Origin of the sequence: Neptuniibacter sp. 1_MG-2023, assembly GCF_030547185.1 — a bacterium.
Lineage (GTDB): Bacteria > Pseudomonadota > Gammaproteobacteria > Pseudomonadales > Balneatricaceae > Neptuniibacter.
Genome location: NZ_JAUOQR010000011.1, coordinates 11961 through 33547, shown reverse-complemented (window position 1 = coordinate 33547; position 21587 = coordinate 11961). Strand labels below are relative to the sequence as shown.

21 protein-coding genes and 1 riboswitch are annotated in these 21587 nt (G+C 43.8%); of the genes, 16 read left to right on the top strand and 5 right to left on the bottom strand.

Translation table 11 applies throughout. The features are described 5' to 3' along the window. Window positions 1-48: 48 nt before the first annotated feature. The 9 genes from Q4492_RS12395 to Q4492_RS12355 all read left to right on the top strand — a co-directional run bounded on the left by Q4492_RS12395 (window position 49) and on the right by Q4492_RS12355 (window position 7889). Complete coding sequence (locus Q4492_RS12395; protein WP_303418362.1) at window positions 49-522, top strand: Dps family protein; 474 nt, start codon at window positions 49-51, stop codon at window positions 520-522. 138 nt (window positions 523-660) lie between these two features. Next, a riboswitch (FMN riboswitch) is annotated at window positions 661-809 on the top strand. A 110-nt stretch (window positions 810-919) separates the two neighbouring features. Further along, the gene (locus tag Q4492_RS12390) at window positions 920-1402 is read left to right on the top strand and encodes a 6,7-dimethyl-8-ribityllumazine synthase (protein WP_303418360.1); all 483 of its coding nucleotides are present in this window, start codon (window positions 920-922) and stop codon (window positions 1400-1402) included. Between the two features lie 107 nt (window positions 1403-1509). Next, entirely contained in the window at window positions 1510-2298 is a 789-nt protein-coding gene (locus Q4492_RS12385) for a zinc-dependent peptidase (protein ID WP_303418358.1), read from the top strand. A gap of 397 nt (window positions 2299-2695) precedes the next feature. Next, window positions 2696-2953 (top strand): type II toxin-antitoxin system Phd/YefM family antitoxin, encoded by a 258-nt coding sequence (locus Q4492_RS12380; RefSeq protein ID WP_067865658.1) that lies wholly within the window; start codon window positions 2696-2698, stop codon window positions 2951-2953. Continuing rightward, entirely contained in the window at window positions 2941-3252 is a 312-nt protein-coding gene (locus Q4492_RS12375; RefSeq protein WP_067865644.1) for a type II toxin-antitoxin system RelE/ParE family toxin, read from the top strand. Before Q4492_RS12380 ends, Q4492_RS12375 begins: the two co-directional genes overlap by 13 nt. A gap of 349 nt (window positions 3253-3601) precedes the next feature. Then, the gene (locus Q4492_RS12370; RefSeq protein ID WP_303418352.1) at window positions 3602-3838 is read left to right on the top strand and encodes a transcriptional regulator; all 237 of its coding nucleotides are present in this window, start codon (window positions 3602-3604) and stop codon (window positions 3836-3838) included. A gap of 69 nt (window positions 3839-3907) precedes the next feature. Then, entirely contained in the window at window positions 3908-4207 is a 300-nt protein-coding gene (locus tag Q4492_RS12365; RefSeq protein WP_067865650.1) for a DNA-binding transcriptional regulator, read from the top strand. Window positions 4208-4757: 550 nt separating this feature from the next. Continuing rightward, on the top strand, window positions 4758-6914 hold the full coding sequence (katG, locus tag Q4492_RS12360) for a catalase/peroxidase HPI (RefSeq protein ID WP_303418349.1): 2157 nt from the start codon (window positions 4758-4760) through the stop codon (window positions 6912-6914). 267 nt (window positions 6915-7181) lie between these two features. Further along, window positions 7182-7889: an NAD(P)-dependent oxidoreductase gene (locus Q4492_RS12355; protein ID WP_303418347.1), complete on the top strand. Its 708-nt coding sequence runs from the start codon at window positions 7182-7184 to the stop codon at window positions 7887-7889. An 86-nt stretch (window positions 7890-7975) separates the two neighbouring features. Here Q4492_RS12355 and Q4492_RS12350 read toward each other — a convergent pair whose 3' ends face one another. The 5 genes from Q4492_RS12350 to Q4492_RS12330 all read right to left on the bottom strand — a co-directional run bounded on the left by Q4492_RS12350 (window position 7976) and on the right by Q4492_RS12330 (window position 15899). Further along, on the bottom strand, window positions 7976-9283 hold the full coding sequence (locus tag Q4492_RS12350) for a HAMP domain-containing sensor histidine kinase (protein WP_303418346.1): 1308 nt from the start codon (window positions 9281-9283) through the stop codon (window positions 7976-7978). Further along, a complete protein-coding gene (locus tag Q4492_RS12345) occupies window positions 9280-9966 on the bottom strand; it encodes a response regulator transcription factor (protein ID WP_303418345.1) in 687 nt (228 codons plus the stop codon). Before Q4492_RS12345 ends, Q4492_RS12350 begins: the two co-directional genes overlap by 4 nt. 148 nt (window positions 9967-10114) lie before the next feature. Then, complete coding sequence (locus Q4492_RS12340; protein ID WP_303418343.1) at window positions 10115-11551, bottom strand: efflux transporter outer membrane subunit; 1437 nt, start codon at window positions 11549-11551, stop codon at window positions 10115-10117. Then, window positions 11544-14705, bottom strand: a complete 3162-nt coding sequence (locus Q4492_RS12335) for an efflux RND transporter permease subunit (RefSeq protein ID WP_303418340.1) — start codon at window positions 14703-14705, stop codon at window positions 11544-11546. The genes Q4492_RS12340 and Q4492_RS12335 overlap by 8 nt, the downstream gene beginning before the upstream one ends. A 3-nt stretch (window positions 14706-14708) precedes the next feature. Further along, window positions 14709-15899, bottom strand: a complete 1191-nt coding sequence (locus Q4492_RS12330; protein WP_303418338.1) for an efflux RND transporter periplasmic adaptor subunit — start codon at window positions 15897-15899, stop codon at window positions 14709-14711. A gap of 302 nt (window positions 15900-16201) precedes the next feature. Here Q4492_RS12330 and Q4492_RS12325 point away from each other — a divergent pair, with 302 nt between their 5' ends. From Q4492_RS12325 to rho, 7 genes are all read left to right on the top strand, one after another. After that, window positions 16202-16852, top strand: a complete 651-nt coding sequence (locus Q4492_RS12325; RefSeq protein ID WP_303418336.1) for a peroxiredoxin — start codon at window positions 16202-16204, stop codon at window positions 16850-16852. A gap of 320 nt (window positions 16853-17172) precedes the next feature. Further along, on the top strand, window positions 17173-18117 hold the full coding sequence (locus tag Q4492_RS12320; RefSeq protein WP_303418335.1) for a glyoxylate/hydroxypyruvate reductase A: 945 nt from the start codon (window positions 17173-17175) through the stop codon (window positions 18115-18117). A gap of 140 nt (window positions 18118-18257) precedes the next feature. Next, window positions 18258-18914 carry a Bax inhibitor-1 family protein gene (locus tag Q4492_RS12315; RefSeq protein ID WP_303418332.1) on the top strand — a complete coding sequence of 219 codons (657 nt, stop codon included), beginning with the start codon at window positions 18258-18260 and terminating at the stop codon, window positions 18912-18914. Between the two features lie 44 nt (window positions 18915-18958). After that, window positions 18959-19453, top strand: a complete 495-nt coding sequence (locus tag Q4492_RS12310) for a hypothetical protein (protein ID WP_303418330.1) — start codon at window positions 18959-18961, stop codon at window positions 19451-19453. A 66-nt stretch (window positions 19454-19519) separates the two neighbouring features. Then, window positions 19520-19864 (top strand): DUF4144 family protein, encoded by a 345-nt coding sequence (locus Q4492_RS12305; protein ID WP_303418328.1) that lies wholly within the window; start codon window positions 19520-19522, stop codon window positions 19862-19864. Next, window positions 19854-20543 (top strand): pseudouridine synthase, encoded by a 690-nt coding sequence (locus Q4492_RS12300; protein ID WP_303418326.1) that lies wholly within the window; start codon window positions 19854-19856, stop codon window positions 20541-20543. The genes Q4492_RS12305 and Q4492_RS12300 overlap by 11 nt, the downstream gene beginning before the upstream one ends. An 89-nt stretch (window positions 20544-20632) precedes the next feature. Continuing rightward, window positions 20633-21580 carry a transcription termination factor Rho gene (gene rho / locus Q4492_RS12295; protein WP_303418323.1) on the top strand — a complete coding sequence of 316 codons (948 nt, stop codon included), beginning with the start codon at window positions 20633-20635 and terminating at the stop codon, window positions 21578-21580. The last annotated feature ends 7 nt before the right edge of the window (window positions 21581-21587 follow it).

The following is a 21587-nucleotide window of genomic DNA, read 5'->3' as shown; positions in this document are numbered from 1 at the left end:
TTATGTGAACCTTGTAATTCATAATGACGTTAAGCGTAAGGAAATAAAATGACTGGTATTGATATTGGTATAAACAAAAAAGATCGATTAAAAATTGCAGATGGCTTAAAGCGGCTTTTAGCTGACTCTTATACATTGTATTTGCAAACCCATAACTTTCATTGGAATGTGACAGGTTTACAGTTTCGTGAATTACATTTGATGTTTGAGGAGCACTACACAGAACTAGCTATTGCTGTAGATGATATTGCAGAACGTATCCGAACACTCGATGTTGCTGCGCCGGGAACCTACAAAGAGTTTTCAAAACTGAGTTCAATCGAAGAGGTTGAGGGTGTTCCCTCGTCAGCGGAAATGGTTGCCTTGTTAACAAAAGGCCATGAGCAAGTGATCAAAACTGCACGTAAAGTGTTAAAAATTGCGCAAGCTGCAGATGATGAGTCTACCGCTTCTTTAGTTTCTGATCGTATGCGTATTCATGAGAAAACAGCATGGATGTTAAGGGCCGCTCAGAAAGCTTAATCTGCTTTTACCGATGATGGAGTGTCTGCTGGTAAGCAAATAAGTGATAACCCACAAGGTTAGTGCCCGGCTGTAAATATCAGATTTTGACAATATACGGTAAAAGGCAGTATATTCGCTGCCGTCGAATAATTTCGATTTCGTTCTCGGGGCGGGGTGAAACTCCCCACCGGCGGTAAAGAAGTATTTCTAAGCCCGCGAGCGCCTTTAAGAGCTTTCTTTTAGGGTCAGCAGATCTGGTGTGATTCCAGAGCCGACGGTTATAGTCCGGATGATAGGGAACGTGTCAGACAAAATATTAAACTACGCCGCTTATCTTAGTGGTGTAGTGTCGCTCTATGTGGCGTATTTTCCTGTCCGTTCGCCCTGATTCACTTTCTATTTATAGGATTTTGTAATGAATCAGAGCTCAACGAATTTCACTCCTGCAACACAACGAATTGCGTTTCTACATGCGACTTGGCATGAAGAGATCGTTCTCAATTGTCTGGATGGATTTAAAAAAGAGTTAACTTCACGTGGGTATGATGTATCACTGATCGAGGTGATCGCTGTACCTGGTGCGTTTGAAATACCCTTGCAAGCAAAACTGCTGGCGAAAAGTGGCCAGTACGCAGCGATTGCCTGTAGCGGATTGGTGGTGGATGGCGGTATTTATCGCCATGACTTTGTTGCACAAGCGGTTTGTAGCGGGCTAATGCAAGTTCAATTAGAAACAGAAGTGCCTGTTTTAACCGCAGTACTTACGCCCCATCACTTTCATGAGCATGATGAGCATAACGACTATTTCTCTCGCCACTTTATAAAGAAGGGTGTTGAGTTAGCACATGCATGTGATCAGGCGGTGCAGCTCACTGTAAAAGCGAAGCTGGCACTATAAACCTAGCTACCTCTTCGTAATGCTTCGTTATACTATGGCGTTTATATCACTCGGTGTATTCGCCATTTATCGGACAATAACGATGCCCGCCTGTAAACGAGTTTACCATGTTTAAACGAATCCATAACTGGTTGGAAAACCGACGCGTTAAAAAAATGGGCTTTACCACGCAGCAGTGGGAGTCAGCCATCGCTGATTGGCCAGTGATGGAACGCTATCAAGGTGCTGAACGGGATGCGTTAAGGGATATGGCATTCCGCTTTTTAGTGCGTAAGGACTTTGTATCGGGTGGTGATTTCCAGTTTACTAATGAAATGTGTTTAAAAGTTGCCACAATGGCTTGTGTGCCTATATTGCACTTAGGCCTAGATTGGTACGATCACTGGTATACCCTTATCCTTTACGAGGGGGATTTTATCCCTAACCGTCCTTATCGTAGTGATGATGGGGTGGTTCATTCTAAAAGTCCGGGCTTAAGTGGCGAAGCGTGGTCCAAGGGGCCTGTGATTTTGTCATGGGCTTCTATTTGTGAAAGCGGTGCTCATGTGAATCATACTAAGGCAAGCAATGTGGTGATTCATGAGTTAGCTCATAAACTGGATATGCTGCGGGATGGTGCTAATGGCGCCCCACCTATGCATCCGAATATGCGAGCAGGAGAGTGGCATGACATTTTTACCGCCGCCTGGGATCGTTTACAGCATGATTATAAAAAACACCGTCCGCTCCCTTTAGACGATTATGCTTTAACAGACCCCGCTGAGTTTTTTGCCGTATGCAGCGAAACCTTCTTTGAAGATCCAAAAAATATGAAGGCGCACATGCCTGAGGTATACAGGCTACTCTGCCAGTTTTACCGCCAGCAGCCTGTACCTGTTGCTATACCGGCCATGTAATTACTCAATAAAATGCGTATAAAGATGACCTATATGGTTACGGACTTTCGTAAGAAATGAAAGACCCCGATGTAGGCGCTCACCCTGTGAGCGAAGGTCTTGTATTGCCACCTAGCTTAGGTTAAAAATAGTTATAAATCAGACAGGTGGATGTCTGGCATGGGTAGATATACAGCACCTTTTTATAGGGTAATGTAGATCAATTGTTAATGCGCATGCTCGTTTTGTCACGGAAGAGTGTGCTTCGATTCTTTAGTTTCTCCTTCCTTTTCAAATAATTACATCTGTTGTTAACCAATAGCAGTGGGGTAGATATACAGGACCCGTATATACAAATGTTAGTTTTCTTTGAAATGGAGTGATACTATAGTGATACATTTTAATCTAAGGTGTTACTATGAGAACCGAAGTTGTCACGACGTTAAAGCGGCAAGCAACAAAGCTGCTCGCTGATCTGCATGAGTCAAAAGAACCTATTCTTATAACTGAGCATGGTCAGCCATCAGCCTATTTGCTTGACGTAGCTGATTACGAGTTAATGGTAGAACGGATGAAAATCCTAGAAGGTATCGCGAAAGGCGAGCAGGCTATCCGTGAAGGTCGAACAGTGGATATGTCACAAGCCAAAGAGAAGATGAGTAAATGGCTCAAATAATTTGGACTGAGCCGGCACTAGATGATCTGAACCATATAGCTGAGTATATTGCAGTGAGTCATCCGTTCGCTGCGAGGCAATTAGTAGAAAAAGTTTTCAATAAGGTGGAAAGGCTCGAACAATTTCCTGACTCAGGCCGAATCCCTGAAGAGATTTCGACTTTAAATTATCGAGAATTAGTCGTAAACCCTTGCCGCGTTTTCTACAAAGTTGATAAGGATTTAGTTTATATTCTTCACGTGTTAAGGCAAGAGCGAGATTTACGAAAGTTTTTACTATCTGGCGAAAATGAAAACTAACTAGCGTTCAACTGAACTTCACTTGTTAAAATAACAAAAGTAAAAGCCGGTAGCGACGAGCCGCAATGAAGCACACAACGGGGTCGGGTCTTGCATATTGGTGACTAATACCTAACTAGGCCCATATTTTTAAGTTGATTTATTGTTATTTTTGATAGCCTTTCACAAGGCGTGTGTATTCTGTCACGATCGCTAAGAATCGAATTTTTAGGTGCGTTATATCGCTTAACTTCCAGAGGTAATGCGCACAATGCAAGACCTGACCTTTAAGTTCCTTTGACTCTTAAGTTCCTTAATCCTTCAAGTCATCTCACTTGCAAAACTCCGTCAATGACGTATATTGGTTGTCATGTTTACTATCATCGAAACCCCTACATTCGAAGCGGATGCCAGAAAAATCTGGACCGAAGAGGAGCGAAGCGCCTTCTTCTCTTGGTTGGCAGCCAACCCAGAGATTGGCGATCCTATTCCTGGTAGCGGCGGGTGTCGAAAGGTTCGATGGTCGGTAGCGGGTTCAGGGAAGCGTGGTGGAGTGCGAGTCATCTACTTTACCGGTTGGCTAATGGTGAGATCTGGTTATTGGTGATCTACAAAAAGGCCGTTAAGGAAAACATACCCGCGTATATCCTAAAGTCGATTCGTGAGGTACTGGAAAATGATTAACGAGACTCTGAGTGCAGAGGAACTTGGCAACAAGTTGCTCCAATCTGTTAAAGAAATGAAAGCCGGAAAAGCTGCACGAATTAGTCGTGTTGAGCCTAACGAGGTTGCAGAGGCCCGCGGCAAAACTGGCCTGACTCAGATAGAGTTTGCTGAGGTACTGCATATCTCTCCGCGTACTCTGCAGGAGTGGGAGCAAGGTCGACGTAAACCCTCTGGTCCAGCAAAAGCGCTGATCGAGATTGCCTTTCGCCATCCAGAGGTAATTCGGGAAGATCTTGAACTAAGAGGTTAACAAGCGGCTGTTGCCGGACGCGCCTACGCTGGCGCTTCGGCACACAGAAAAGCAACGAACGGGGTCAGGTCTTGCATCGTGCATATTGGTGACTAATACCTAACTAAGCCCATATTTTTTAAGTTGGTTTACTGTTATTTTTGATAGCCTTTCGCAAGGCGCCTGTATTATGTCTCGATCGTTAAGAATCGAATTTTTAGGTGCGTTATATCGCTTAACTTCCAGAGGTAATGCGTACAATGCAAGACCTAACCCTTAGATTCTCTTAAAATAACAAAAGTAAAAGCCGGTAGCGACGAGCCGCAATAAAAGATTATATATCCCAAGCCTTTCCGTCATATTTCCTTTCTGTGTGCTATACATATTAGCAATATATCAATTAGCGCTTGTCTAAATAGTCACTTATTAAGCTTGATAGTGAAAACCTATGGATCGAATAGGGATAAACATTTTCATATAAAGCTCAAAGTGGTCAATAGTGTTGTGTCAGTAGCGTTTAATACCGTACCGCTAAAACTTACTTATCACGCGATAAACCGGAGATTGAGTTATGTCTAATAATAAATGCCCTGTAATGCACGGTGGTGCCACAGAGAGCAGTATGACCAATATGGAGTGGTGGCCAAAAGCTTTGAACTTGGACATTTTGCATCAGCACGATAGCAAAACAAACCCAATGGGCGAACAATTTAACTATCAAGAAGCGGTTAAAAGCCTCGATGTAGAAGCACTGAAAAAAGATATGCATGCATTAATGACGGATAGTCAAGAGTGGTGGCCTGCGGACTGGGGGCACTATGGAGGCTTGATGATTCGTATGTCTTGGCATTCGGCAGGTACCTATCGTATAGCCGATGGTCGAGGTGGTGCTGGCACTGGTAACCAGCGTTTTGCGCCGATTAACTCTTGGCCAGATAACGCAAATTTAGATAAGGCACGTCGCATACTTTGGCCGATCAAAAAGAAATATGGCAACAAGCTTAGCTGGGCTGATCTGATCGCCTATGCAGGGACAATGGCTTATGAATCTATGGGTTTAAAAACCTTTGGCTTTGCGTTTGGACGTGAAGATATTTGGCACCCAGAAAAAGATACCTACTGGGGGGCAGAAAAAGAGTGGCTTGCGCCAAGTGGCAGTGAAGGGAGTCGTTACTCTGGAGAGCGTGATTTAGAAAACCCGCTTGCCGCTGTAATGATGGGATTGATTTACGTTAACCCTGAAGGTGTAGATGGTCATCCGGATCCACTTAAAACGGCTAATGATATACGTGTTACCTTTGAGCGTATGGCCATGAATGATGAAGAAACTGTTGCATTAACGGCAGGTGGTCACACTGTAGGTAAGTGCCACGGTAATGGTGATGCGGGACTACTTGAGGCTGACCCTGAAGGGGCTGAACTTGAAGATCAAGGTCTAGGTTGGTTGAATAAAACTAAGCGTGGTATTGGCCGCGACACAGTGACCAGCGGCATTGAAGGCGCGTGGACAACCCATCCTACCCAATGGGATAACGGTTATTTTGATCTGCTGCTTAACTATGAATGGGAACTTAAAAAGAGCCCAGCGGGGGCTTGGCAGTGGGAACCTATCAATATTAAGGATGAAGATAAGCCGGTAGATGTTGAAGACTTATCGACCCGTTACAATCCTATAATGACCGATGCTGATATGGCCATGAAAATGGATCCCGAATATCGGAAAATTTCTGAAAAATTCCATAAAGATCCAGCTTACTTCTCTGACGTGTTTGCTCGGGCATGGTTTAAACTGACTCACCGAGATATGGGGCCAAAGGTTCGTTATATTGGCCCTGATGTACCTCAGGAAGATCTAATCTGGCAAGATCCTATTCCAGCAGGTAACACTGATTATGATGTTCAAGTCGTAAAATCTAAAATAGCGGCCAGTGGTTTGAGTGTAAGCGATCTAGTGACTACCGCATGGGATAGTGCTCGAACCTTCCGAGGTTCAGACAAGCGTGGTGGTGCTAATGGCGCACGTATTCGACTAGCGCCGCAAAAAGATTGGCAAGGCAATGAACCTGAACGGTTGGCAAGTGTATTGAGTGTGCTCGAAACTATTGCGACAGAGACCGGTGCGAGCGTTGCAGATGTGATTGTTCTAGCGGGTAATCTGGGCGTTGAGCAGGCTGCAAAAGCTGCAGGCTTTGAAGTAGATATACCATTTACAGCTGGACGCGGCGATGCCACTGAGGAGATGACTGACGCGGACTCTTTTGATGTGCTTGAGCCGCTGCATGATGGTTTCCGTAACTGGTTGAAACGTGATTACGTTGTTAGTGCCGAAGAGTTAATGCTAGATCGTACACAGCTTATGGGTTTGACCGCTCCTGAGATGACAGTGCTGGTGGGCGGAATGCGTATGATGGGTACTAACTATGGTGGTACTAAGCATGGTGTGTTTACGGAGCGAGAAGGGGCATTAACCAATGACTTCTTCGTCAACCTTACGGATATGAATTACAGCTGGAAGCCTAGTGGTGAAAATCTGTATGAAATTCGGGATCGTAAGACGAATACAGTGAAATGGACAGCAACGCGGGTTGATCTTGTTTTTGGTTCTAACTCTATTCTTCGCTCTTATGCAGAAGTTTATGCCCAGGATGATAATCAAGAGAAATTTGTGCAGGACTTTGTTGCTGCATGGACCAAAGTAATGAATGCGGATCGTTTTGATTTAGCCTAATCGCCGCATATAAATCCCGCCTGCGTTACATTCGCAGTGCGGGATTTTTTTATCTCAGCTGAAACATCTCTTCGGCCAAAGGTTGGCTTCCTACAAAAACCTCTTAATATCGCTTTCTATAGGCGTTCATTCCGTGAGCGAAAAGGTGGTGGAAAGCACACCTTTCAGGTATTTTCTCTCTTATGTGGCCCAAGGTTGGCCTCCTACAAAGCCCCCTTAATATCGCTTAAGTGGCCTTTCTTATGGGAATGTTTAAAGGAGATTTAAATGCTCGTTTTAGTTGTCGGTGCTAACGGTGCCACAGGCCAGCATGTTGTTGATTTGTTACTGAGACAAGGTGTAGAGGTGCGCGCTATCGTTCGTTCTTTAGGAGCCTTAGCTGACCATCCAAATTTATACAAAATTAAGGCATCGGTTCATGACCTTGATCGTTCTGAAATGGCTACACACACTAAAGGCTGTACAGCGGTTGTTTCATGCCTTGGGCACAACCTATCTTTTAAAGGACTATTTGGTAAGCCTCGTTTATTAGTAACCGATACTCTGCAATGTATCTGTAGCGCGATAATTGACAGTGAACCTGCGGATGCCGTTAAAGTTATTCTTATGAATAGTACAGGAGTCAGTAATCAAGATATCCCTGAAAAACCGCAATTAAGTCAACGTATAGTGGTCGCCATATTAAGGGGCTTGTTGCCACCGCATGTGGATAATGAGAATGCCGCGGATTATTTACGTACTCATATAGGTCAAGGTCATCAAGCGATTGAATGGGTTGCTGTTCGACCTGATGCCTTAGTTGATGAGGATAAAGTGACGGAATATACAGTACATGATTCACCCATTCGAAATGCGATATTCGACTCGGGTGCGACGAGCCGTATTAATGTAGGGAAGTTTATGACTGAACTGATCTTAAATAAGGAAACGTGGCTGAAATGGAAAGGGAAAATGCCCGTGATTTATAACAAATAACACCAAAATATAGATGCTAAGTGCTGTTGGGGTACAGCTTCCCGATAGCTCGTTTTACACCTTAGATCAATCATAAACCTGTTTAATTAGTTCACGCCTCTGTTATCACCAAAGTCGACGGTGACTTGATAACGGCCTTTTTCATCGGCTATCTCATAAAACCAGCCATGACGCTGAATAATCTTCTCACTCAGTTGTAGACCTAAACCATAACCTTTTGCTACCTGTTTCGTTGGGGAGCCTTTTAGAGAAGATGTTGTGTCATTTGTATGATTGCTGTTAATGATGGTGACACGGCTGCCTAGCTGCTTAATGATCACTTCACCAGAGTTTGTATGCTGATAAGCGTTGCGAATCAGATTGCTTAATACTATATGGCAAGCAGTCGCTCCCAAACTTACCTGAGATGTATCGCCTTCTATATGAACGTCAACGTTTTTGTCATTAAGTAAGTAATTGAGCTCGTCACATAAAAGGTTAATTTTTTCATGTAGATCAATTGGCTCTGGTGCCATGTCGTGTTCATCATCACGGCTCAACCAAAGTAATGTCTCGGTTAAATCGCTCATGGTTAAGCCTGCTCGTTGTATCCGCTGTACGGTGAGTTGTTGTTTGTCACTGAGAGGGGATTTTTCACCGAGTCGTTGGAGTAGGTCAACATTGCTACGAATAACAGAAATAGGGGTGCGCAGTTCGTGACTGGCATAACTCAAAAAGCTCTGCTCACGTTCTAAACTTTGATGGGCCGAGATAAGGCTGCTCTGTACTAATGAGGCGAGCACATTGAGTTCGTTGTAGCTGAAATCAGGCGGTGAATGTTGAACGCTGTCTTGGTTAAGTGATTTTGCCCAGTTTTTTAAGGATTCGATAGGCTTAGCGATTTTTTGCATAATCATGACTAAGGCAAATGAAAAGATAATAATGGCAGCAAGGGCGGTAAACAGTGCCCAGTAGAGACGATTTTTTGGAGCTTTAGCGTCTGGGTGCTCAATTCTGTTTTTTTCTAGGATATTTTTTGAGACAAATCGTTTTTCCCCCTCATCTGTATAAACTAATACGACAAAATAAAGATTTTCAGGAATGGAAAAAATAGACGATTGATCTTTTAGTTTTTGAAGTTGATTAGCTTCTTGTGGTGGCGTGAGAAAGCGCTGCTGAATTACATCGGGAGTATCTTGCCAGCGCTTAGCAACATTAAAGCCGATGACATTGACAGGGTGTCCATCTTCTACTTCGGTTGTTTTAGCGATATCGATCATAACGCCGTTTAAGCCTTTATCGAGCCCGTTAATAAAGTAATTAACACTTAGTAGGGAAAAGCCAATCGCCATGGCTGAGCCAAGCAAGACTACACTGATAAAGAAGTAAAGCCTGAGACTTGGCCTGATTTTCACGATAATGCTCCTTCAATATGCTCTTTTATCGCAAAGCCAACACCTGAGATAGTTTCTAATCTAATATTGCTGACCTCTGTATCTAGCTGTTTACGTAGGTGATAGATATGTACTTTTAAGCTATTGCTATCGGGTTGTTCATCGCCCCATACAGCTTGCATAATCTGTTGACGGCTCACCGCTTGTGGGCTCGCGCGCACTAATACTTCTAATAATTTAAATGCGATAGGGGATAGTTTTAAGTTGTGCTGTTTTAACTGGGCTGAGTGTTGGGTTAAATCTAGGCTTAAATCACCTAAAATTAAACGTTTTACTTCACCGCTGCGGCGTTTTGCGAGTACTTGTACTCGTGCAACTAACTCTTTGATTGCGAAGGGCTTAACTAAATAGTCATCGCTACCTGCTTCAAATCCTTGTAGTTTGTTCTCTAGGCTATCGCGAGCAGTGAGCATAAGTATAGGGATATCCATACCTTTTTCGCGCAGTGTGCTGCACAAGGTTAAACCATCCATTTTAGGCATATTAATATCAAGTATGATCATTTGATAATGATTACGTTCTATTAAATTTAACCCCATTAAACCATTGCTGGCGTGATCGCACTCAATCGATTCAATTTCGAGATAATCAACAATGGTAGTGGCAAGATCAAGATCATCTTCAACCAGTAGTACATTTGTCATGCCGATATTTTTCCTTCATCTTCACCGTTTTTTGTTTTAAAAACGATGAGTCATAACCCACCGGTTAGCCGCTTTAGTTCGGCGAAAGGTAGGTCTGTTAAACTGATCACTTAGATCAAATATACATGTAAACCTATGAGGTGAGGATTTAACTTTCGCCTTGTGATTCATTCGTTGCTAATCCACCACCTAGCACCCGATATAGGGTGATGCGGTTATCTAGATCAGTTTGCCGAGTGCTGATCAGTGATTGCTGTGCGCTATACATAGTTCGTTGTGCTTCTAAGGTGCTTTGAAAACTCTCCACGCCATTCTCATAACGTGCTAGAGATAATTGGTAACTGCGGTTTGCAGCGGCCACCAGAGCTGACTCTGCATTGAGCTGTTCTTGAATCGTAGCTCTGCGTGCTAAAGCATCAGCGACCTCAGAAAACGCAGTTTGAATAGCATATTCATATGCTGCAAGCTGTTTTTGTTGTTGGGCTTCACTGTAAGCGAGACTAGCGTCATTAGCGCCGTTATCGAAGATGGGTAGTGTTAAGCTCGGTGCGATCGTCCATATCGAGCTAGCACCGCCACTAAAAATATCAGCTAACACTGAGCTGGCGATACCGCCAGTAGTGGTTAATGATAACGAAGGGAAAAATGCTGCCCGGGCAGCCCCTATATTAGCATTAGCTGACTTCAGATTATGCTCTGCGGCTAGGACATCAGGGCGTTGGAGCAGCACTGAGGAGGATAAACCTGCGGGAACATCACTCACTAGGGATCTACTATCAGGCAGTGCGCTAGGTAGTAAGCTGTTATCAAACTGGGTACCAACTAACAGCCGCAAAGCGTTAAGGTCTTGATTGACTTGTGTTGTATACAAGGCAATATCTGAGTTGGCGCTGTGATATATAGTTTCAGCATTGGCTAGATCAATTTGAGAATCGACGCCCAAGCTTAAACGTTTCTGAGTAATCTCTAAGGCTTGCTGGGCGTTATTTTGGGTTTCTTGGGCTAAACTCAAAATGCTCTTATCAGCGGCTAAGGTTAGCCAAGCATTAGCTATTTCACTAATAAGCGAAATTTGTGCTGCTTTTGCTGTTTCTGAGCTGGCTAAATAAGCTTCCAGTTGGGCGGCACTTAGACTTCGGTTTTTGCCAAACAGATCAACTTCATAGCTGCTTAATCCTACCTCTGCTTCATAAGATGAACTTATGCTGCCTGAGGCTTTACTACGGGTACCGTTAAGTCCTGCATCAATTTGAGGAAAGATATCAGCCCTTTGGATACGGTATGTAGCGCGCGCAGCTTCAACATCGGCAAGGGTTTGGCGCAAGCTTCGGTTATTGTTCAGTGCCAACTCAATTATCTGGGTTAGGCGCTCATCCTTAATAAATTCTTGCCAAGGCAGTTGCGCTGCTTGTTGTGTCGATAAGCCTTGGGTGCCTTCAATTGGTTGGTTTTCCCACGCATTGGGGACAGGTAATTCCGGACGGGTATAGTCTGGAGCCAATGAGCTGCAACCCGCGAGCAATAAAGCTCCTGCGAGTGGTAACAGTCTAAAGTTGCGCATTGTTTTTACCCTTACTTTACTCATAAGTATTTTCCCCTTTATTGGTATCGTCGGCATATACCGGACGTCTTTTAGGGAAGAGGCTGCGGACCAGGACAAAGAACAAAGGTACAAAGAAGATCCCTAATAGGGTCGCTGTAAATGTCCCCCCAACAATACCTGTACCAATTGATATACGGCTATTGGCCCCTGCGCCAGATGATAGAGCTAAGGGCAAGGTACCAAAGATAAATGCTAAGGAGGTCATAATAATTGGGCGCAAACGGAGTTTAGCGGCTTGTATTGCGGCATCTATTAAAGACATGCCCCGTTGATAGGATATTTCAGCAAATTCCACAATTAGAATGGCATTTTTTGCCGCTAGACCTATAGTCGTTAATAACGCTACTTGGAAGTAAATATCGTTTTCTAATCCTCGCATAGTGGTAGCTAAGGCTGCACCGACTAAGCCAAGAGGGATTACTAGAATAACTGATAGCGGTACAGACCAGCTCTCATATAGGGCGGCCAGCGCGAGGAAAACGACCATTATAGAGATTGCGTACAGCATTGTAGATTGGCCGCTAGAGAGTTTCTCTTGATAAGATAAACCGCTCCATGAATAGGTGAGCTTACCTTGTCCCACTTCTTCAGTCAGACGCTCCATCTCAGCCATCGCTTGGCCTGAACTAACACCGCTGGCCGATGCCCCCTGTATCTCATAAGATGCAATACCATTAAAGCGAGATAAGCTTTGCGGGGTGCTTGACCAAGAGACAGAGCTAAAGGCTGAGAACGGTGTCATAGCGGTGTTACCGTCAGCATCTTGACCGCGAACATACCACTGGTTCAAGTCCTCAGGTTTTGAGCGGAACTCAGAATCACCCTTTACGTAGACTTTTTTTACTCGGCCATCATCAATAAAGTCATTCACATAAGATCCTGCCCAAGCCGAGGTTAGCGTGTAGGCCACATCGGATAATGAGACCCCAAGGGTGGTCGCTTTACCGTTATCGATATCAATCTTAAGTTGTGGGGTTTCACTCAAGGCGCCTTCTCGGATGGCTGTCAGCAGTTCGCTCTGCCGTGCTTTGGTCAACAGTTCATTCTTTAAGGCGGTTAGCTCTTCACGGGATGTGCCTGCCGCTGCCTGTAGTTCAAAGGTAAAACCGTTACTTTGCCCTAATCCCTGTATTACTGGTTGAGACATAGCGAAAACGTTGGCATCACGAATGGAAGATAAGTTTTGATTCATGCGTTGAATCAATGCATCAGCACTTTGATCATCGCGAGGGCGGTCATCCCAAGGTTTTAATGACACAAAACCCATACCTGCATTTTGTCCGCTACCTGAAAAGTTAAAACCGGAGATCGAAAACATACGTATAACCGTATCGGTTTCCTCCTCTTTTAAGTAGCTTTCCACTTGTTCAGCCGCCGCACGGGTACGCTTGATCGATGCGCCTGCTGGCAAGCTAATTTGAAACATGGTGCTGCCTTGGTCTTCTTGCGGCAAAAAGCCGGTTGGCATACGAAGGATCAGTACGCCAAGAATTGCCACAATGATGCCGTATAGCAGCATCCAGCGTAGTTTACGGCTGATAATACTTTGCACATGGCCGGTGTAAGAGGTGGTCATGCGGTCAAATATACGGTTAAAACCAGCAAAAAAACCTTTGCCGTTGCTGCTGTGTTCTGTTTTGGTTAACAGGCTTGCGCATAACGTTGGGCTTAAGGTCAGAGCTACGATCACTGATAACGTCATTGATGAAACAATGGCGATAGAAAACTGTTTATAGATAACGCCAGTGGAACCGCCAAAAAAGGCCATTGGTAAGAATACTGCCGATAAGACTACGGCAATCCCGACGAGCGCACTACTGATCTCTGACATAGATTCTATAGTGGCATCTCGCGGAGAGAGGTTCTTCTCGCGCATTAAGCGTTCAACGTTTTCGACCACTACGATGGCATCATCCACGAGTAAGCCAATGGATAGGACAATACCAAACATGGTTAAGGTGTTAATTGAAAAGCCAAAGGCTGATAGCACACCAAAGGTGCCGAGCAAGACCACCGGTACAGCTATGGCTGGGATTAATGTTGCCCGCCAGTTTTGTAAGAAGATCCACATCACCAATACGACCAAGACGATCGCTTCCACAAGGGTTTGCACTACTTCGCTAATGGATATTTTGATAAATTCGGTACTGTCCCTAGGGAAAGTAACTTCATAACCGTCAGGTAGACTTTTCTGTAGCTCCGCTACTTTTTCTTTTACGCGGGTCGCAGTATCAAGCGCGTTAGCGCCCGGTGATAGCATAATGGCGATCCCTGATGCGGGGTGACCATTCAAGCGGGGGATAACATCGTAGCTTTCACTGCCAATCTCAACCCGGGCAATATCACTGAGGAGAACATTCGCACCGGAACTATCACGCTTTATGATGATATTACGAAACTCATCTGGCGTTGACATCATCGATTGAGCAGTGACGGTCGCGTTAAGTTCTTGATGAGCGGGCGCAGGCACTGCACCAATTTTACCTGCAGGCACTTGTACGTTCTGCGCACTCAAGGCACTTACAATATCGGAAGGCATTAGTTCATATGCTGCTAATTTGGTTGGGTCTAACCAGATCCGCATCGCATATTGTGCACCAAAGACTCTAGTATCACCGACACCTTCTATACGGGCTAAGCTATCTTCCATGTTAGAGGCGATATAATCAGAAATGTCAAAGGCGTTCGCTTGGTCAGTAGAATCATAAAGCGCGGTGACCAGTAAGAAATCAGAGTTTGATTTGGTGACGGTCACACCTTCGGATTGCACTGAATCAGGCAGGCGAGAGTTAATCTGCTGGACTTTGTTTTGCACCTGTACTTGAGCGTAATCGGGGTCTGTGCCCTCTTCAAAGGTGATACTAACCTCTGCCGAGCCATCAGAGGTACTGGAAGAGGAGAAGTATAAGAGCCCATCAAGACCGGTCAGTTGCTGTTCTAATATTTGTGTGACACTGTTTTCAACGGTGATCGCATCGGCACCGGTATAGGAGGTTTTTACTTTGATTACGGGTGGTGCAATGCTGGGGTATTGTGCAATAGGGAGCGACATAATAGACGCTATACCCGTTAGCATAATAACGATTGAAATAACCCATGCGAAAACGGGGCGGTCGATAAAGAAACGGGCAAACATAAGTTACACTCCCTCTTGGGCAGATGAAGTATCTGTGGCGGGCTGGGCGATGGTTTCTATAGTTCCATTGTTATTCATTTCCACAAGAACAGGTTTTACTTCGCTACCAGGGCGAACTTTGCCGGAACCTTCAATTAATAGTTTGTCATTCACAGATAAACCGCTAGTGATAACCCATTTGTTCTCAACAGCATCGCTGGTCTGCACTATACGTCTTTCTATCCGGTTATTATCATCAATTACGTAAGCATAAGTTTGACCATCGGCTGCGTGGTAAATCCCTTGCTGAGGAACCACTATAGCGCTCTCGTTGACCGCTTCATTTACTTGGGTGCGAACGAACATCCCTGGCAGCAACAACCCATCAGGGTTAGGAAACTCTGCACGTAAAGTGACGGAGCCCGTTGATGTATCTACTGATACTTCTTGCATTTTAAGCTGGCCTTCGTGCTCATATTCACTACCATTTTCTAGCGTCAGTGTGACTGCTGTTGATCCCTGCTTGATCGCTTTTTCGCGAATTAGCTGACGTAGCTCCAACAACTCGGAGCTTCTTTGAGTCATATCAACATAGATAGGGTTTAAGGTGCGGATTGTTGCCAATGCGGAGGATTGTTGAGCTGTGACTAATGCGCCTTTAGTAACACTCGATATGCCAATATGCCCCGATATAGGTGCTTTAACTCTTGTGTATTCAAGGTTTATGGATGCTGTCTCTAAGGCGGCTTGATACTTATCTATATTGGCCTTAGCTTCTAAATAAGTGGCATGGGCATCATCAGCCTCTTGCTGTGAAATGCCGTTAAGTTTGACCAGTTTTGTATACCGCTGATCTTTTAATTGTGCCGTTTTTAGTGACGCTTTAGCACTGTTTAAATTTGCCTTTGCCTCGTTATAAGCTGCTTGAAAAGTGGCGGGGTCAATTTGATAAAGCAATTGCCCTTGTTCGACAACACTTCCTTCTTCAAACAGACGTTGCTGAATAATCCCGCTGACTTGAGGGCGTACTTCCGCTATCTGAGATGCCACCACACGAGCTTGCATTTTAGTATCAATCTGATGTGTAGCTGTGGCGACCTGAATATAGGAAACAGAAGGGACCGAGACACTTCTCGTTGGTGCGTTATCTTGTTGGCAACCACTGAGTAAAGTCGTTACAAGCACTAGCCCCCCGATGCAGCGTGAGAATTTCATGGTGGAACGCTCCTTGATAAATAAATAAAAGACGAGGCTTAAGACAACAAAGTATTCGCGCGATTGTGGGCAGATGAACACTCATATACGTCTACTACCGTCCAAGATAGCAAGGGTAGGGTTAAAACAGGGTTAATAGATCTTTAACCTTGTTATCAATTGAGGAGTAAGGGTTCATTTTCTTGCTGGGTTAGGGAGTTAATATGACGATAGTCAATATCTATCATACTTATATTCAAAATTACTTATATATGATATTGGTTTGGCGCTATGATTAATCACATCAAGAGAGACTAATTCAAATGGAAACTTCTGAACAAGATATTGTATCTTTCCCGCAACTTAATAAACCAGCACCAGCGTTTACAGCCAGAACAACTCATGGTGAGAAAAGCTTATCGGATTACCAAGGTCGTTGGTTGATTCTTTTCTCACACCCAGCAGATTTTACGCCGGTTTGTACTACCGAGTTTATGGCGTTTGCAAAACATCATGAGGAGTTTCTAGCTGAGGGTGCTGATCTACTAGGTCTGTCTATAGATAGCTATTTCAGTCATGTTGCTTGGGTGCGAAATATAAAAGAGAAGTTTGGTGTTGAGATCAACTTCCCGATTATTGAGGATCTATCAATGAGCGTAGCTAAATCCTACGGCATGATTCATCCAGGAGCCGCTGACACTTCAGCGGTAAGGGCAACATTTATTATCGATCCAAATAGTATTTTGCGAGCGATGGTGTATTACCCAATGAGTAATGGGCGTTCAATTCCAGAGTTCCTTCGAGTACTTAAAGCGCTAAAAGCATCGGATGAGCATAATATTGCTACGCCTGAAGGCTGGCAGCCTGGTGATCAAGTGATCGTGCCACCACCTCAAGATACCGAGGCCGCTGATGCGCGTATGAATGAAGGTTATGAGTGCACTGATTGGTACTTCTGTAAAAAAAGTCTGTAACTCGGTAAAGGTTTTTTAACCTTAATATATGACCTAATGCCCAAAACTTATTGAATTGAGTTTTGGGCATTTTTTATGAATGTTTATATGCAAGTATCTCGCTCTATAAGCGAAAGCGCTAGATATAGCGCTTCCAGCATCCTAGCGTCGTGATTAGCGGCCCTTTTAAGGTATTTAGGTAGATAATGGCACCTATAAAGCTTTTATATCGAGCGATACGTTATTTTTCGGCTTTAAATTTGGCACAATGGTTAGGCCGATAAATTATAAGCTTATTGGTCGCGGCATTTTGATCCTTCTATTATTCGCACGGTATCTATATGCAGAAATGTATCGCATTTGTTGGCAATATTCCCAATCATGAAAAGCAGTCTTGGTTGGCTAAAATAGGCCCATTGTTAAAGAATACTCGTCTTATACCGTTTGAAGAGCTATCCGCAACGCAGTGCTTAACTATTGAGGTTGCTATTGTTGCTAACCCCGATCCAAAAGAGCTTGCTGAGTTTCCAAACCTACGTTGGGTACAGAGTGTATGGGCGGGGGTAGAGCGACTTGTTGCTGAGTTACCTAATGCTCATTTTGATATAGTGCGAATGATCGACCCTAACTTAGCTTCGACAATGGCAGAAGCTGTGCTTGCATGGACGCTTTATTTGCATCGTGATATGCCTAAATATCGCTGTCAGCAAGACCGGAAAGTGTGGATTCAGCATGATTTAGTGGACTTAAAAGATCGTAAGATAGGTATCTTAGGTTTAGGCCAATTAGGCAAAGCAGCAGCAGAAAAGTTAGTTTTAAATGGTTTTAATGTTAGCGGTTGGAGTCGGCGCTCAACTGAGCTTGAGGGTGTAAAGTGTTTTAGTGGTGCAGAGGGGTTTAACCAGCTGTTGGCGGAAACGGATATACTCATCTGCTTACTACCTTTAACTAAGGATACTCAGCAGTTATTAAATGATAAAAGCTTAGGTCTCTTACCTAAAGGTGCATCGATTATTAACTTTGCGCGCGGGCCAATAATAGATGAAGAGGCGCTGCTGTCACATTTAGAAAGCGGCCATATAGAACATGCTGTTTTAGATGTTTTTAAAACTGAGCCCCTACCTACCGATAGTGCTTTATGGACGGCACCCAATGTAACGGTTCTTCCCCATATCTCTGCCCCTACCAATATTCGAACAGCATCAAAAATTGTTGCGATTAATATAGCCAGATACTTTGAGAGCGGTGAGATCCCCGAGGCTGTGATACGTACCCGTGGGTATTGAATTTGAATGGCGGAGGATTTAATGTGCCGTAGGTGTTTGACTTGGACGTATTAATTATGTGAAAGCCTCTCTAATTTCTATTTTAGTTCAACGACTTAACAATTATCACATAACGGCAACTTTACATAGAGGGAATTATAATGGACGTAGGTGTCTTTAATCGTACGGAAACGAATGATCAGTTAATCAGTGCTTCAATGTACAATTTGGTTATCGGGTTAACCTTAATTTGGGGCTTTGCTATCAACTGGTGGATGGTGCAAAACGTTCCCGTTGAGTTGATAAGCAGTATTAATCCAATCGTCTTTTTTATTGGTTATTTTGCCTCCTGCTTTTTTGGTATTTATCTTTTTAAAAAATCGGATAGCCCCACAGTGAGCTTTATTGGCTATAACTTTGTTGTGGTTCCCTTTGGATTCATTATTAACATGGTTGTAAGCCAATATGATCCATCTATTGTATTAGAAGCGATCAGAGTTACCGGTATGGTAACCTTTGTTATGATGCTTTTAGGTTCTATGTATCCTGCTTTTTTTCAGAAAATAATAGGCGGACTTTCTATTGCACTGTTGTGTGTCATCGTGGTCGAGTTAATTGAGGTATTCATCTTTAATACCCATCACGATATCTTAGATTGGATCGTTGCTATTATCTTTTGCGGTTATATTGGTTACGACTGGGCGCGCGCTAATGCTATCCCTAAAACTTATGATAATGCTGTAGATAGTGCAGCTGCCTTATATATGGATATTATCAACTTATTTTTACGCATACTCCGAATTTTGGGTAGAAAATAGCCGAGCAATAAAACCGGTGGCATTAATGGCTAAGGGGATGGATGATGTTTAGAGCAACGGTGTTTGTATTTTTACTTTGTTTGCTGGGTTGCTCCGACGCATCGTCATCCGCTGATCAGGAAGTGGGGCCGAACGGTGAGCCACCTAAAGCCCTTCAGCTTATCTATCAAAAACAGTTTGTTGCCGAAGAGAAAAACTACGTTCTGGCTTTCGGGTTTATCCATGCTTTTCTGGTTGAGAGACAGTTTTCTGTTAAATATTCTCGCTGTTTTGATGATGTGCTCGATGTGAGAAAACGAGGCAAAGGTTTCACTTGTCTTGCTCTACAGGCGGAACAAGGCCCTCCCACTAAGACCTATGTTCGGGTGAAAGTGGAAGAGGTTCTGTTTAACCAGTTAGATGGCAATAATAGGTTGAGCTTTTCCGTTGAAATTTATGTGCTTGATGGGTACGTGAAAAATGGGAAAGGGGCACTGTTGGTGGATGGATTTACCACTGATGTCGAAACAGAGTTGGTATCGCTTTATAAAGGTAGATGATCTATATGCTGATTTTCTATTGAGAATAAAGGCTATTTATAGGGTTATAGCTTACGGGGATATTGAGTGATTATTTGGCCTGCGGTGATTAAATATGAGGGAGAAGGTGAGCTGGCTTTTGTCCCAAATGAATCTGAGTGGATATCGAATAGCGATTTGCATCTAGCATCTTATGTTGATGGGGATCTGTTAATTGATGCTATGGGAGCGATATATAGTTTACATGATAAAGCGAACACCCAGATCATGCCCAGTTTTACAGGTCTATATTTTGATAAAGCAAAGGTGAACCAGATAGTTAAAGAGCATATGTCTTGTCTTGACCAATGCTGTGTTGCTAAGTTTTCTATCGACTCAATAGCCGAGGGCTGGTTAGCGGTGGGGTTAACGGTTGTCGATAATGCGCCTTGATAAATTTGTTTGCAAAAGCACTGAGCTAACAAAAACTGAGGCGATCGCGCATATTCATTCGGGTGCTGTGCGTGTGAATGATACTGTTACAACGCAGGAGGCGACTCAGGTCCATGAAAATAATCAGGTTACGTTAAATGATCGTCGACTGAAGGCTCGGGATTTCCGCTATCTATTAATACATAAACCTGCAGGTACTATTTGCTCTAATATAGATGAACTCTATCCCTCTATTTTTAACTATCTTGATGTTGATAAAGTATCCGAGTTGCATATTGTGGGCCGTTTGGATGTAGATACCACAGGCTTAGTGTTGATGACGGATGATGGCCGCTGGTCATTTAATATTACGCGACCCGCTAAAGGGTGTTGCAAGGTTTATCGTGTACACTTGGCCAAAGAGATCTCTATTGAGGTCGTCTCTAAATTTAAAAACGGCGTAAACTTACAAGGGGAGCAACAGCCAACCCTACCTGCGCTATTAGAGATCATTACACCTAAAGAGGTGCTTTTGACGATTACTGAAGGCCGATTTCATCAGGTAAAACGTATGTTTGCGGCGGTAGGTAATCGTGTACGTTCACTCCATCGAGAACAGATTGGCGATATTCGTCTTGATGTAGATGTAGGTCAGTGGCGTTACTTGTGCCATGAAGAGGTTCAATCTTTTAGTAAATAACCCCATCTGTTGTTGTACAGTCACAATGGGCTAGCCTACCCACCAACAGATCAACACACTTAATTGTCCAGAGTTATTAAAGCGATACCATGACGAGAAAAATATTAAGTTTGAAGGTAAAAAAGAATAAAGACGTTAAACCTCAGGTTGAGGATCTTTTTCCTAATGATCCAGAAAAACGTTTTTTAAATGGTGTTGCTATTCATCCATCCCCACGTATCTGCTTAGAATCGGGCTCGCAGCAACTGTCTATGAGGGCGATGGATCTGATCACACCTATAGGTATGGGGCAACGAGGATTAATTGTCGCACCACCGGGATCGGGTAAAACGACTACGTTAAAACATATTTGTCAGGCGGTAGGTACCGCTTATCCAGAGATCAAACTTTATGCACTGTTGATCGATGAGCGGCCGGAAGAGGTGACTGACTTTAAGCGTAACGTAACCGCCGAGGTGCATGCGTCCTCTTCTGATGAGAGCTATGCTCAACATGTTCGTGTGGCCAATGAGTTGCTTGCTAAAGCACGTAAAGAAGCGGGCGAAGGGCATGATGTACTGATTGTTATTGATTCACTAACACGGTTGTCACGGGTTCATAATGCGGAGCAGAAAAGCAGTGGTCGTACCATGTCGGGTGGGGTTGATGCGAGAGCATTGGAGATCCCTCGAAAGTTGTTTGGTGCAGCTAGGAAGATCGAGAATGGCGGTTCGCTTACCATACTTGCGACTATATTGGTGGACACCGGAAGCCGAATGGATCAGGTGATCTTTGAGGAATTTAAAGGCACTGGGAATATGGAAATTGTTTTATCACGGGATGCAGCTAATTATCGAATTTTTCCTGCGTTGGATATTGCTAAAAGTAGTACCCGCCGTGAAGAACTTCTATTAGACGGGAAGGACCTTGCTAAAGTGAGAACCTTAAGACGTTCACTCACATCATTGAAACCGGTTGATGGGGCGAGAAAGTTGGTTGAGCTACTGGAGGAGTATCCAACTAATGAGGCGTTATTAAAGGCGTTTGAGCCTGAGTAAATAAATC